The organism is Aeribacillus sp. FSL M8-0254 (genome assembly GCF_038008845.1).
GTDB classification, from domain to species: Bacteria; Bacillota; Bacilli; order Bacillales; family Aeribacillaceae; genus Aeribacillus; species Aeribacillus composti.
The window spans coordinates 13,030-26,764 of sequence record NZ_JBBOZY010000002.1; the positions used below are offsets into that span (position 1 = coordinate 13,030).

The 13,735-nt window shown below is 41.7% G+C and carries 11 protein-coding genes and 1 pseudogene; 6 read left to right on the forward strand and 6 right to left on the reverse strand.

What is annotated here, in order from left to right:
• Positions 1 to 20: 20 nt before the first annotated feature.
• Genes NSQ44_RS18350 through NSQ44_RS18370 form a run of 5 tightly spaced genes read left to right on the forward strand, consistent with a single transcriptional unit; the run spans position 21 to position 4,566 of the window.
• Entirely contained in the window at positions 21 to 2,141 is a 2,121-nt protein-coding gene (locus NSQ44_RS18350; RefSeq protein WP_340858322.1) for a type IA DNA topoisomerase, read from the forward strand.
• A gap of 33 nt (positions 2,142 to 2,174) precedes the next feature.
• A complete protein-coding gene (locus NSQ44_RS18355) occupies positions 2,175 to 2,369 on the forward strand; it encodes a hypothetical protein (protein WP_041265042.1) in 195 nt (64 codons plus the stop codon).
• Complete coding sequence (locus tag NSQ44_RS18360; RefSeq protein ID WP_340858323.1) at positions 2,366 to 3,358, forward strand: ArdC family protein; 993 nt, start codon at positions 2,366 to 2,368, stop codon at positions 3,356 to 3,358. Before NSQ44_RS18355 ends, NSQ44_RS18360 begins: the two co-directional genes overlap by 4 nt.
• Before the next feature lie 16 nt (positions 3,359 to 3,374).
• Positions 3,375 to 3,731 carry a hypothetical protein gene (locus NSQ44_RS18365; protein ID WP_033017425.1) on the forward strand — a complete coding sequence of 119 codons (357 nt, stop codon included), beginning with the start codon at positions 3,375 to 3,377 and terminating at the stop codon, positions 3,729 to 3,731.
• Positions 3,724 to 4,566 (forward strand): hypothetical protein, encoded by an 843-nt coding sequence (locus NSQ44_RS18370; RefSeq protein ID WP_340858324.1) that lies wholly within the window; start codon positions 3,724 to 3,726, stop codon positions 4,564 to 4,566. The genes NSQ44_RS18365 and NSQ44_RS18370 overlap by 8 nt, the downstream gene beginning before the upstream one ends.
• 711 nt (positions 4,567 to 5,277) lie before the next feature.
• Here NSQ44_RS18370 and NSQ44_RS18375 read toward each other — a convergent pair.
• Both NSQ44_RS18375 and NSQ44_RS18380 read right to left on the reverse strand, forming a co-directional pair.
• A complete protein-coding gene (locus NSQ44_RS18375; protein WP_445659543.1) occupies positions 5,278 to 6,516 on the reverse strand; it encodes an esterase/lipase family protein in 1,239 nt (412 codons plus the stop codon).
• Between the two features lie 30 nt (positions 6,517 to 6,546).
• Positions 6,547 to 6,986 (reverse strand): annotated as a pseudogene (locus tag NSQ44_RS18380) (site-specific integrase); the annotation flags it as partial.
• Positions 6,987 to 7,071: 85 nt separating this feature from the next.
• Between NSQ44_RS18380 and NSQ44_RS18385 the strand changes: the two are divergent.
• Positions 7,072 to 7,800 carry a M48 family metallopeptidase gene (locus NSQ44_RS18385; RefSeq protein ID WP_340858326.1) on the forward strand — a complete coding sequence of 243 codons (729 nt, stop codon included), beginning with the start codon at positions 7,072 to 7,074 and terminating at the stop codon, positions 7,798 to 7,800.
• Between the two features lie 24 nt (positions 7,801 to 7,824).
• On the opposite strand, the gene NSQ44_RS18390 is transcribed toward NSQ44_RS18385, so the two are convergent.
• From NSQ44_RS18390 to NSQ44_RS18405, 4 genes are all read right to left on the reverse strand, one after another.
• On the reverse strand, positions 7,825 to 9,120 hold the full coding sequence (locus tag NSQ44_RS18390; RefSeq protein ID WP_340858327.1) for a type I restriction enzyme endonuclease domain-containing protein: 1,296 nt from the start codon (positions 9,118 to 9,120) through the stop codon (positions 7,825 to 7,827).
• Positions 9,121 to 9,255: 135 nt separating this feature from the next.
• Positions 9,256 to 10,755 (reverse strand): type I restriction endonuclease subunit R, encoded by a 1,500-nt coding sequence (locus tag NSQ44_RS18395; protein WP_340858328.1) that lies wholly within the window; start codon positions 10,753 to 10,755, stop codon positions 9,256 to 9,258.
• Positions 10,752 to 12,047 carry a restriction endonuclease subunit S gene (locus tag NSQ44_RS18400; RefSeq protein WP_340858329.1) on the reverse strand — a complete coding sequence of 432 codons (1,296 nt, stop codon included), beginning with the start codon at positions 12,045 to 12,047 and terminating at the stop codon, positions 10,752 to 10,754. The genes NSQ44_RS18395 and NSQ44_RS18400 overlap by 4 nt, the downstream gene beginning before the upstream one ends.
• Positions 12,040 to 13,536 carry a type I restriction-modification system subunit M gene (locus tag NSQ44_RS18405; protein ID WP_340858330.1) on the reverse strand — a complete coding sequence of 499 codons (1,497 nt, stop codon included), beginning with the start codon at positions 13,534 to 13,536 and terminating at the stop codon, positions 12,040 to 12,042. The genes NSQ44_RS18400 and NSQ44_RS18405 overlap by 8 nt, the downstream gene beginning before the upstream one ends.
• Between the last annotated feature and the right edge of the window lie 199 nt (positions 13,537 to 13,735).

A 13,735-nucleotide genomic window follows, 5' to 3' on the forward strand; every position in this document is an offset into this window, starting at 1 on the left:
ATCGATAGGGGGATGCTTTCATGATCGTCATTCTTGCAGAAAAACCCGACCAGGCACGAAAACTCGCATCACCGTTTCCACATACCAAAGGAAACGGTTTTCTTTCTATTCAGTCGTGTAAAGAATTTCCGAACGGGGCAACAGTGACCTGGGCAATTGGCCATCTAGTCGAGCTAAAAGAGCCAGAGGAATACCGTCCGGAATGGAAAAAATGGGACTTGGCCACTTTGCCGATTATTCCTGGGCAGTTTGAGTACAAAGTGTCGAAGGATAAAGCCAAACAGTTTCAAACCGTTAAGAAGCTGCTTAAAGAGGCTGATGAAATCATTATTGCGACCGATCCAGCCAGGGAAGGAGAAAATATCGCTCGTCTGCTTATCCTCATGGCCGGATGCTCAAAAAAACGGATTAAGCGCTTTTGGACATCATCTCTAACCGAAAATGCCATTCGAAAAGGGTTTGCTGAACTGACAGACGGGAAAGAAACCATCCATTTGTTTCATGAAGCCCAGGCGAGACAGATCGCCGACTGGCTAGTAGGAATGAATGCTAGTCGGCTCTATACGCTTCTTCTTCAGCAAAAGGGCATCCGGGATGTATTTAGCGTCGGACGGGTGCAGACTCCTGTTTTGAAACTGATTTACGATCGCCAAAAAGAAATTGAACAATTTCGACCGGAACCGTTTTACGAATTAGAGGGACAGTTTACAGTCAAGAACGGAACGTACCGAGGGAAACTGAACAAGCGTTTTTCGTCTCCCGATGAATTGTACGAAGCTGTCCGTCCCGACATCACGAAAGAGCAACAGACGTACCAAGCAGTGATTAAGAGCGTGCGAATCAGCGAAAAACGAACACCAGCTCCGAAACTGCATAGTTTATCGACACTGCAAAGCAAGCTCAACCGAACCAAAAAGTTCAGTCCAACGAAAGTATTGGAGCTTGTGCAATCTTTATACGAGAAAGGATATGTATCGTATCCTCGAACCGATTCGCAATATATCACCGAGGAAGAATACACCTACTTACAAAAGCATGTGGACCAATATCAACAGTGTTTAGGCATTCATGTTCCTATTCGTTCGCTTCAGCCTTCTAAACGCTATGTAAATCCAGAGAAAGTGAGCGATCACTACGCCATTATTCCAACAGAAAAAGTCCCTGACACTAAGGCGTTTGAAACTTTTTCGTCTGACGAAAAAGAAGTGTATTACGAAATATTAAAAAGCGCCCTGGCTATGTTCATGACTGATTATGTTTATGACGAAACCGTCATCATTACTTCTGTTGGAAAACAAGAATTTGTCACTAAAGGACAAACAGAGAAAGAGATGGGATGGAAGGCTCTGTATCAAAACGAAAAAGACGAAGAAAGTGAAGGGGAACAAGTAGCTATTTTACCTGAAGTTAAAGAAGGAGAATCGGCTAAAGCCGATATTTCCGTTAAGCAGGGGATGACTCAACCACCAAAGCCGTATACCCAAGGACAGCTTATCACACTAATGAAAACAGCCGGAAAGTACGTAGAAGATCGGGAGATGAAAGAAGCGCTGAATCAGGTTGAGGGGTTAGGAACCGAAGCCACAAGAGCAGCCATTATTGATACCTTGATTCAACGGCGACTAATCGAAGTAAAGAAAAACCAAGTGTTTGTGACGAAGAAAGGAGAAATCCTTTGCGAAGCAGTCAAAGGAACTATCCTATCCAAACCAGAAATGACGGCCAAATGGGAGCTTTTTTTGCAAGAAATCGGGAAAGGCAACCGATCAAAAGAGGTGTTTATTGAGCAGGCGAAAAAGCTATGTTATGCACTGATTCAACAGGCTTCTCAGGATGTTGAACGTATCGATGCCAAACAGGCGCTTGAAGAGATCAAGAAGGAAAATACGATCGCCCCATGCCCTCGTTGTCAAAAAGGATACATTGTCGATCGAAAGACATTCTACGGATGTACAGAGTATGCCAACGGGTGTAAGCAGACATTTCCGAAGTCCATTTTAGGAAAAACCATCACTAAGACACACGTTAAGCAGCTTTGTGAAAAAGGAAAAACCAATAAGATCAAGGGATTCAAAGGGAAAAAGACCTTTGACGCCTATTTGACACTCCAAAAAGGGGAAATCCAGTTCACATTCCAATAAACCAAGGACCATTTGAAGAAAGGATGACCAATTATGTACGAGTACCATGAAATCCTGGGCAGCGAAAAGCCGATTTATCGCACTAAGCCGCCGGGTCTTAAGACCATTTCTGAGATTCCTTCAGGAGAATTTCTCATTGATTATGAGATAGTAGGGTATCTGGAATATGAAGAGAACGGGAAAAAACTGTATGAGCCACTGTACGCCATAGTGAGGGATGAATCATGAGTTATTACCAACAATCGAATGAATACAAAGAAAAGCTGAACAAAATCCAAAAAGAAGTTGATCGAGCCATTGAGCGCATTTTCAAGAATGGAGAGTTTCAACGATACCTAGAGGTGGTTGCGAGGTTTCCAAAGTACAGCCTTCACAATGTCATGATGATTTTATCACAGAAACCCAATGCCACGTTGGTTATGGGATACAAAGCGTGGCAGGAGCTTGGCAGACACGTTCAAAAAGGCGAAAAGGCCATTAAGATTTTTGCGCCGATCTTCGAGAAGAAGTTGCAACCCAAAATTGATCCTGAAACGAACGAGCCTGTCCGTGATGAAAAGGGGCGAACAGTGATGGAAAAGAAAGAAATTCTAAAAGGTTTTCGCTTTGTCAACGTCTTTGATATTAGCCAAACCCAAGGAAAAGAGCTGTTTGATATCCGAAAATTGATTCGTGAAGATTTAAAAGAAAGCGAGCACATTCAGTCGCTTTACAAGCATTTTCTGGCTCATTTGAATAAAAACAGAATTGAGGTGAAAGAAGAGGTATTGGACGACCCGAATACAAAGGGGTACTATGATCGAGCAAAGCACCTTATTCGTATTAATGCGTCTGTTGAAAATACTTCATTGAAATTCAAAACGCTCATTCACGAATACGCCCACGCTCAATTGCATCATAAAGACAGTGACATGCAAAAATTGCCTAGAGGACACAAAGAAGCACAAGCTGAAGCTGTTGCATTTATCGTCTCCAAATATTACGGATTGGACACAGAACCATACAGCGCTGGATATATTGCGACCTGGGCTAAAGACATTCAGTTGGCGAAACAGGCCATGAAAGAGATTCAGCATGTCGCCCAGGGTATTATCCAAGAAATTGACGAGTTGATGAAAGAACGAATCAAAGAATTGCTTCAGATGCATGAGTCATCTAAAGATCAAGACAAAAACAATAAAAACGAAAAAGATAAAGAGATGCAGCTGCAACGTTAATAATGAGGTGATGAATATGGAAAAGACAAAACCGTTCTGCAAAATGACCCCAGACGAATATTATGATTTTTTATGGAGTTACACGACCTTTGATAAAACAAGAGAGCAACTGATCGAAGACTTAGAAATTACGGAGGAAGAAGAAAAGTATCTTGACGAGGCCTTGAACTATTTAAAATCAAGGGTGGAAATCCATGAGAAAGAGGGACGTCCGAATCCTTCGTATGCTTTTTACTTAGTTGAGTATTTAGAAGAAGCTGTAGATGAAGGAGTACCAGAAGAAACAGTGAGAGAGATCGAAAAAGCGTTGGACGAAAACGATGAAGAAAAATTAGCCGACGCCGTAAAGAAAGCGTGGGGAATCCGTGAATAAGAATGATTGGATGTCCATTCGTACAGGAGATATTGTGTTAGTGAGGGACTATCCCAATCTTCAATATAAAGAAGCACACGCCGCCCCTACGAAAACCCGTTTTGCTGTTGTGATCGGAAATTTCAGGGGCGGATACGCCACTCTTCCTGCCCACGCCATTGTCACTAAAGGAGTAAAAACAGAGCAGCACTATTATCGATTAAAGGAAAACGAATTAAGAGTACCTGCCAATATTATTAGCGATCGAGCTGATATTGCTTTAAAAGGGGTGATTAAAGCTCATCGTTTTCCCCTTATCCGAAAGGAACAAATGATATTAAAAGTTGGCAGCTTGCCCTTAGAAACGAAGATACAATTAATTGATATTCACGAAACGATCAGGAATCGCCCGATTCATGTTCTTGAAATGGAGAAAGAAAATCCTTATTATGCAAAATTCATGGGTTTTTTCAAAGAAGTCACACTGGCCGAGAAAATGCAGTTTATGCGAGATGATCGCGGGAATCATCAATACGAGTTTGTGAGAAACGAAGAATTTAGAGTGAAGGCGATTCAATTGTTGGAAAAGAGGAATCATTTACATATTCTATCCGTACAGTTAGAAGGAGATAAAGGCACTTTCACGCACACTTTTGCCACAAAGAAATCGTTGCAAGAAATTCGAGAAGATTGGAAAGAACCGAAGAAAGCCAAAGAATGGATTCGGGAGGATGTGAAATTTTATGCTTTATGGAAGAATCCGTTCTTGCAATTAAAACCTGACCCACAACCCCATCCCGATAAATATCAATCATTAGAAAAATTCCGAGAAAAATCAAGCGTACTAGAACGATAAGTTTCTATACTTAAAAGGATTATCGATTTTGTTTTATTGATTATTTAGAACATAGTTTTAAATAATATATTGCTATGTGAAAAAATCGTATGAACAAAGAAGAAACTAATGATCGAAGAAAAGAAATTGTAGATTTTATTTAAGGGAGATTTTTTGCAACTCGTGCAAAAGTGCTTGAATTCGTTTTGCTGTCCAGCCCATTACGACGCGTGCTTTTCTTAGTCTTAATATGCGAAAATGGATTACCTGCTTATTCAAATAATCATTGCATGTAGAATATTTAATTATTAGGTTACCGCTTTCATAAATATTTATTTTTTAACTTAAAAGGTTTACGTTAAATCAAATAGTAACTATTCTCTAGGTTTTTTTTCTCACGTTGAATAAATAAAACTATATAAGTTGCAATAAAGATTTTCCGATTGTTCGATTCTGTTTTCCTTCATAACAAGTCATTTTGATAGAATGCAGCGGGCGTTCTACTGGATGTAAAACAAAGTTTCAACTTATATAGTTTGTAGCAAACGATACACTTCCGATCACGCAATAATTAATAATTGCTCGAGAATTTTTCAAATCAAGTAGATTTACTTTTAACAAGCATAGCAATAGATTAAAAATAAATCACTAATCTCCCTTACTAACTAATAGACACCCAAGAATGTTGACCAATAATAACATTCTTGGGTGTCTGCTTCCAATTCCAGTATATTATTTAGGTAACGAATGTACTCGATTTGCTACTTCATTATAATATCCGTAAATGGAAGAATAACCGGGTGTATTGGATCCATTAATAAAATCCTGATGATCCCAGCCTTCCATTACAGGGAATGAATTCCAAACACCTTGTTTTATCTTACCGTCATATGGGCTATTTGGATGACCAAACGGATATTTTGCAGATACAACATTTACAAGTCCATCATTTGGTAACCAGCTGCGATCAATGACAGGTGCCGGGCTTTGTCTGGTATATGAGCCCATTTGCATACTAATCTGTTTATACAATGGATACATTGTTCTTATTGGATAATAGTTTCCGGTAACAACCCCGCGATAAGAAGCGTTTCCTGTGTAAGACAAATAATAAACATCCGGATACGTTTTCACCCATTGATTCAATTCTTGAGCCCCAAAGGTAGTTAAGTCATAGGCACTAATATCACTACTTTGCCAAATCGGACTTTTCATTACACGATTCATATATGCACGAAAAGATTCACCCGGTTGACGTTTTAATCCCCATTGGTCTAATTTAAAATCATAGATTAAACTTTCTTGTTTCTGCCCGGCTGCACTTGCCAGATGAATAATGAAATCTTTAATAAAGGAAGCGATTTGTTCTTGGTCTGCAAAAGTTGAACCATTATGCGGAGTTGCCAGGCTCGTTACACTGTGAACCCAATTTTTTCCACCTGTAAATAAAGGAGAGATTCCTTCTTCAGGATGTTGGCTGTAATATTCTTGTTCCTTTTGACTACCACTTTTCAGCAATTCTACTAACATTCTAGATGTTTGTCCACCCATACTGTGACCAATCAGATGAATTTTATTCGTTTCATCCCATTGGCCGTATATTCCCGGATATGTTCGTCCAAATCGAGCATGACCGTGTTCCTTTGCGTGAGCAGCACCATAATCAACCTTACCGCCTTTAATATAATAATAGAGTTCTACTGCACGGTCCCAGTTACTTGAAACCGGACCAACTGTTGCTACATACGTTCTATGACCGGTTTGGTTTAAATAAAACTCAATATCTTTCAATCCTCCCCAGTACCGATAACCTAAAAATTCACCTTTTCCCCACCCTCCTAAACCGTGAACGAGGACAATCGGATAATCATTTCCACTCGTTTCCGCACGGACTTGTTGTTCCGGCTGAATAGATAAGGAAACGGCAAAAACAGAAAATAAGAACACAGCTGTAATGAATAGTTTCTGCAATGTTTTCAAATTAAAACCTCCTCTACTATTTTAATTTTTAGGATATACAGTACTAATAATAACTATTTTTGGAAGCGGTTTCAACATTAAATTTAACATCCACTTACAAAATGTATGCCGGAACATATGGAGCGTGAGCTTTTTATTCGGTAGGATGTAGCTTTCAATCATTCGCTGCATTCCCCTTAGTAAGAATTTCAGTGATCGTTGACTATAAAAGACATATGGAGATGCTGCAACATAAAGTTTCTTTTTTTGTCATTACCACTCGAAACTTCAACTAATCCTCTAGTTCGGCTAATAAAATCTTCCGAGATAGGTACTACTTTCATTATTTTGTCTACAATACGAATTCGTTTTAACTCGAGATTCAGGTCTGTTATTTTCAAATTGGAAATTTCTTCAACACATAGACACGCGTATGTACGAAGGTAAATGATTACATGGACGCATCGGTATTTATGTAGTGGGATTTTGGGGGATAAATCCAGTGAAAAAGTGGATAACTGGCTTGTATAATAGGGGTATCACTTGATATTTTGGGGGACGTGTTTTATGCCTACCTTTCAGTTTGGGAAGACAGCTATTGAGTACACATTGCAGCAGGTGAAAGGGAAAGAAGATATTTCTATTGTTGTAGAGTGGATGGAGGGGGTTACAGTGGTAGCTCCCGATCATCTAGTTCTGGAAGAAATAGACCGAGTTTTGCGTAAGAAGGCAACGTGGATTTTAGATAAGTGGAACTCTTTGAATAAGATTAAGCGACCACCGGCTCCGTTAGAATTTGTTAGTGGAGAGAAATTACCGTATTTAGGACGGTATTATCGAATTAAGGTGAAACAAAATCAAGATATCGATAAGGTAAAAGTGTTATTTCATCAAGGGAAATTTTATATTGAAACGCCAACATCAGCCAATGATATAGAGCATGTGCCTATGATTCGTGAAGCATTAAAATCTTGGTATATCCAGCGGGCGCAGGTGAAAGCGGAAGAACGGGTGAAACGTTATGCACAGCGTCTAGGGGTAACGCCGGCGAAGCTTGCGGTAAAAGAGCAGAAGTTTCGCTGGGGAACGTGCACACCACAGGGAGCGATTTATTTGAATTGGCGTCTTTTTCTGGCCCCAATGCGCGTTGTTGATTATGTGATTGTGCATGAATTAGCCCATCTGCGTTACGCGGATCATTCGAAAAATTTCTGGAATCTGGTACGTTCGATTTTGCCGGATTATGAGAAACGTAAAGAATGGCTGCGTGTGAACGGCCCGACGCTAACGATATAGAAAAAAGCACCCATGAAGGGTGCCTTATTTTTTGTAATGGATTTCCGCCAGTTCAACGATTTGCTGAGCAAGCGGCTCGATTTTATCGGACGGGCATTTGCTTGTCCGGAGCTGGCGCTTGATTTTTTTACGCATTTCGCGTTTGACGTCTTCTTTGTTAACCCAGTCGATGACGACGAGGCCTTCGATATGTTCCACAATGATCTGGGTGATTTCTTTTAACCGTTCTTTCTCTTCTTCTTGATCGGTCCATTCCTTTTGCAACAATTGAAAAATCGGATAGGATTGCGGTGTCAGGCCTTCTTCTTCAATGGTTTTAGATTGTCCGCGCATCTCCTCAATCAATTTTTCCAACTCAAATGCGAGCTGGGCATCATTGATTCGCTTCTCTTTTCTCGCTTGAATGAGCTGTTCGAGTCGTTCCTTCAGCGATGTGTAATACACCGGATTTTCGTTGATTTTCACTCGAATTTCATGGCGGATCGCGTGTTCCATTTCCGACGCTTTCGCCTCGTCCGTCGTTAAACTTTTCACATGGGCGTCGAAATTTTTTTCTAGGATGCTGACTGGGCGATGAAGCGCTTTTATATCGGTTGCGTAGATGTGATCGTAAATGAGTCTCTTCACTTTTTCGCCGCAGTCAGAGATGTCCATCTGCTCGTCTCGGAAGCGGTTGCGCGCGTATTGACGCACTTTTCCTAAAAATTTAAGGTCCTCATGATATGGCTTTGCTGCTGGATTTGGCATAATCATGTCCATGCTTTCCGCAAATCGCTTAAATGCCTGGTCAAATGCATGTCTCACGTCTTCTGGTTCTAACACTTTCATGCACGCCTCAATGTCGTTGCGGTCAACATGATCAAAGAAACGCATGGCGGCGCGATGTCGCGACTGCAGTCGCGGTATCTCTGACTGGATCGACGTCATCGCTCCCTGGATGTCCGTCGGGTTAAAAATGGCTAATGCTTGCTTAAGGAACGCGGACACGCCGTAATAGTCGACGATGAGGCCATATGTCTTCTTGTCGTAGGTCCGATTCGTTCTTGCGATCGCCTGGAGCAAGTTATGTTCCTTTAGCGGCTTATCGAGGTACATTACTTGCTCAATTGGCGCGTCAAACCCCGTCAACAACATATCGCACACGATAATGAACGCCAGCTTATCCTCATGTAGCGGCTTTTTAAAGCGTTCGATGTAATGTTTTTGCTGTTCTTTGGTTAAATGATATTTTTTGAGCCTTTCATCGTCGTTGTTGTTAGGAGATATGATAACTACCGATTCCGGTCCGTTTAGTTCATCGAGAATTTCTTTGTACAGCACGGCAGTTTCGCGGTTAATCGCGACAATTTGTGCTTTGAAACCATTTGGTGCGATATGTTTTTCGTAATGTTCAATGATGTCAAGACAGATCCGGCGAATGCGCTGCGGCGCTCCGATAATGGCCTCCTCTGTCGCCTATTTCTTCTTGATCCGTTCCCTGTCCTCTTTCGAATAGTCTTGAAAGACACGATCAAAAATCGCGTCAAGTGACTCGCCCTCAACCCGTAATTCCGGCAGGCGGCTTTCGTAATAGATCGGGACTGTCGCCCCGTCCTCAACGGCCTGTTGGATGGTGTATGTGTCAATGTACGTACCAAATGTTTGGACCGTACTACGGTCTTCTTTGTCAATTGGTGTGCCTGTAAATCCGATGTATACCGCATTTGGAAGAGATGCTCTCATATTCATCGCCAGTCCACCGTAATTGGTGCGGTGCGACTCATCGACGAGGACAAAGATATTGTCGGCGTCATTTAAAAGCAAATCATCTCCATCGTCAGCGTGATCTTGGAATTTTTGGATTGTCGTCATGATGGTCGCGCCTGTTGCGGTTCGTAATAATTCACGCAAATCTTTGACGCTTTCAGCACGTTGCGGATTCGGGAAACCGCAGCGACGGAACGTATTGGTGATTTGCTCGTCCAAATCGGTGCGGTCCGTCACGATGACGATGGACGGGTTGCGCAGTTCCTTGAGGCGCCGCAGCTTGACGGACAGGTAGAGCATCGTCAAACTTTTCCCTGATCCTTGTGTCGCCCATACAACGCCGCCCCGTTCCTTTGGTGTCTTTCCGGTTAAAATCCGTTCGACTGCCTTGTTCGCGGCGCGGAATTGCTGGTAGCGACACACTTTTTTAATGGTGCGACCGCCTTCTGCCTCGTATACGACAAAGTTTTGGATCATATCAAGCAGGTTCTTTTTCGGGAACATTCCCGCGACTAACACGTCTTGACGCGTCGGATTGTCGCCAATATCACTAGCTTTGAGCGGATACGGGTCTTTCCATTCCCCAAAGTGTCGCAGTTTCGCGCCAATAGATCCGAATTTGGCTTGTTCGTTACACGTTGCCACGACAACATGGTTGTAGTGAAAGAGACGTTCTGCCTCTTGCTGATAGCGAAGCAGTTGCTGGACCGCCTCATTGATTGGATGTGTCTTAGTAGGGCTTTTACATTCAATGACGACAAGTGGAAGACCATTAACAAACAAGACGACATCCGGAATGATCGTGTCCATCGGTCCACTGACTTTGAATTGGTTCACTACTAGAAATTCGTTGTTTCCGGGATTTTCAAAATCAATTAGTTTGACCGTCTGACTTTTCTTCCCTTTTCCAAGGTCTTGCTGGATGGACACATAGTTCACGACCATGTCATAGAACTTCTCGTTAGCCTCCATAACACTCGCGGCGTTGATATGCGTCACCATGCGCACGACCTTATGGAGGTTGATGTCGTCAATCCATGGATTCAGGCGCTGAATCGCCTGGCGTAGCCGGCCTTCGAGCACGACATCCCGGTGGGACATGCGCTCTGAATCGAGCTCATGTCCTGGAATGTACGTATATCCTAGTCCTTCTAATTGTTTGATTAATCGATGTTCAACTGGCCGTTCTTTCGCCCATTCGTAACTCACGACGACACCACCTCGTCATCTACCTTCACCCGGACTTTGCCTGTTAAAAGAACTTGCATAAGTCCCTTTTTAATTAATAAAAGTTGAACATGTTTTTGTTTTTCACTTTTTAGTTTTTTTTCAACTGCTAAGAGAATATCAGCAATCTTTTTTTGCTCTTCTACTGATGGAATTGGAATTAAAAATCCCTTTATTCTTGTTAATGCAAGTTTTGGTTGGGCACTTATGGTCTTTTCTCTTTCAATAATGCTTTGTATCAAATCACTTTGTAGAACATACTTCAAAAAGATGTTGTTGCATTTTATATTGCTTATACGGTCAGCATTCTCTGTAAGATTTGCGCCATCTAACTCTGGTGGTACAATTCCAACTAAACCTAATGTTCCAGCAACAGATATATATATATCACCTGCATTTACCGTGTATCTTCTAATGCTTTTTGCAACATCAGTTGGTACATACTGAATATTCTCAAGTGAAATCCCATCTTCTTGCATATCCGCAACTCGAATATATGGATGATCATTCTTTACTGAAGTTAAAGATTTACCTTTCGGAAGTCTTTTTCCTCCCGATACTTTTGCGATCTCATCCAATCTTTTCACTTCCCACTCTTCCGGAATCTCGCCAATCTCTGTCTTTTTAAATTTCGTATGCCCGATTCCTTTGGTGAGGAGTTGCTGCATCAGTCCTTTTTTCACTTTTTCTGTTTGCTCGATGATGGCTTCTGTTTTTTCAATCGCCTCATCGACAGAGGAAAGGATGGCAGCGATTTTGCGTTGTTCTTTTATAGAAGGAACAGCTATATCTAATTCCCGTATTTCCTCTAAATGCAAGTTAGTAACTGTACCAGTTTTTGCACGGAGTTTATATTGTAAATGTACAATATCGGAATCTAAGAAATGTTTTAAAAAATTAGGATCAATTAGTTCCTTTTTTGGTTTAATTAAACAAAGACTTACAAAGATGCTGAACTCTTCATCCCAGTCTACCAGCTTCACGACACCAATCGTTCCATTTTTGGATAACAGAAAATCTCCTTTTTCAGGCTTACACCTTTTAATCAACTGTTGATGCTCATCTAATGAGATGTATTTTGTGTTATTCCAGTCAATTTTACCTTCTTTTATATCAGTAACTCGTAAAAATGGAACGCCGCTCTCGGTATAGGTTGGAGTGTGGTGTGTTCCATCAATAATTTTAGAAGTTAAATCTTCTAATTTCTTAATCTCCCAATCACTTGGAACATCCGAGAGTCCTGTCTTTTTATAAATAAGAATATCCTTACTCATCATACCCTAACTCCTTTAAATAACCGTACATCACTTTTTCGATTTCCTCGCGCTCTTTTTCTAACTCACGGAGTTGGCGAAAGGCTTCGGCGATGTCGATTTGCTCTTCTTCTTCAGTAGTGTCAACATATCGAGCGATGTTTAGGTTGTAGTCATTTTCTTTGATTTCTTCGAGAGAAACGACGCGACAATATTTGTCCTGGTCCTCCCATTTTTCAAAGGCAGATACAATCTTATCAATGTCCTGATCGCGAAGGACATTTTGGTTCTTTCCTTCCTGATAGTCGCGCGATGCGTCAATGAACAGCACATTCCCTTTTCGTTCCGGCGCTTTGTTGCGATTTAGAATAAGGATGCATGCTGGAATACCCGTTCCATAGAACAAGTTAGCTGGTAGGCCGATTACTGCCTCTAACAAATCTTCTTCAAGGATACCTTGGCGAATTTTCCCTTCAGCGCCTCCACGGAACAAAACGCCGTGCGGCATGACGACACCAGCGATTCCTCGATGGTTGAGTGTCGCAATCATATGTTGAACAAACGCCAAATCACCTGCGTTTTTCGGTGGCAAACCGAATCGGAAACGACCGTACGGATCGGCTTCGGCTTCTTCGCGCCCCCAGTTTTTCAAAGAAAATGGCGGATTAGCGATGACTCGGTCATATAAAAGCAATTCTCCGTTTTCATCGAGCAATTTTGGTTCGCGGATCGTATCACCTTTTTCAATATGATGATCGCTTAAGCCGTGCAAAAGTAAGTTCATTTTTGCAATGGCCCATGTGTTTAAGTTCTTTTCTTGTCCATGTAGTGTGAGGTTGCGAGGGTTGCCGCCCTTTTCTTTGATGTAGTCTACCGATTGAATGAGCATCCCTGCGCTTCCTACCGTCGGATCGCATATACGCATCCCTTCTTCTGGTCTAATGAGTTTGACGATTAGACGAACAACTTGGGAAGGCGTATAGAACTCGCCACCTTTTTTCCCTGCGTCGTCGGCGAATTGTTTAATGAGGTATTCGTAAGCACGTCCGAGAATGTCCGGATCGGATAAGTTTTCGTTGCGCAAGTCGATTTTGCTGAAGTGTTGAAGCAGCTGCATTAGCAGCTTATCCGGCAGTTTTTCTTTATCGTTAAAGTCGATGCTCGCAAGGACGCCTTCGAGGGATGGATTTTCCTCCTCCAGTTCTTCGAATGCCTTATTGATTGCCGCACCGATGTCCTGAGTAAGAGAGGTGATATACGACCAGCGCGCACGTTCCGGCACAAAAAATTGGTGCTCGTCGCGGTCGTACCATCCGTAGTCTTCTCCTTCTTCGCGTTCAATGCGCTCTGCTGTTTCGACGAACACGTCATTTAGTCGTTTCAAAAACAATAGACCGAATATGTAGTTTTTATAATCGGAGCTATCGATTGACCCCCGTAGTATATTGGCAGATTCCCATAAATGAGACTCTAGTTGTTGCAGTGTCAGTTTCTGTTTTGTCGGTTCCATCGTGTACCCCCTGTGAGTAGTCAATATGGTCTAATTTTATTTTACAGATGATGTAAGGGTTTGTCTTGAAATAACGTGAAAAGTTCAATTTTCTAGTGAATGGTAATTTTTATATACATATTTTATGCTTGACATAAAAATATCGATATTTAAGAACACTAGAAATTGTGTTTAATCCACAAATTCACAAGTTGAGTTT

What these genes read in the sequence shown, in the direction of transcription:
- NSQ44_RS18400 (WP_340858329.1), bottom strand. Translation starts at nt 12,047, where the DNA reads ATGAGTAAGGATATTCTTATTTATAAAAAGACAGGACTCTCGGATGTT.
- NSQ44_RS18405 (WP_340858330.1), bottom strand. Translation starts at nt 13,536, where the DNA reads ATGGAACCGACAAAACAGAAACTGACACTGCAACAACTAGAGTCTCAT.
- NSQ44_RS18385 (WP_340858326.1), top strand. Translation starts at nt 7,072, where the DNA reads ATGCCTACCTTTCAGTTTGGGAAGACAGCTATTGAGTACACATTGCAG.
- NSQ44_RS18360 (WP_340858323.1), top strand. Translation starts at nt 2,366, where the DNA reads ATGAGTTATTACCAACAATCGAATGAATACAAAGAAAAGCTGAACAAA.
- NSQ44_RS18365 (WP_033017425.1), top strand. Translation starts at nt 3,375, where the DNA reads ATGGAAAAGACAAAACCGTTCTGCAAAATGACCCCAGACGAATATTAT.
- NSQ44_RS18350 (WP_340858322.1), top strand. Translation starts at nt 21, where the DNA reads ATGATCGTCATTCTTGCAGAAAAACCCGACCAGGCACGAAAACTCGCA.
- NSQ44_RS18355 (WP_041265042.1), top strand. Translation starts at nt 2,175, where the DNA reads ATGTACGAGTACCATGAAATCCTGGGCAGCGAAAAGCCGATTTATCGC.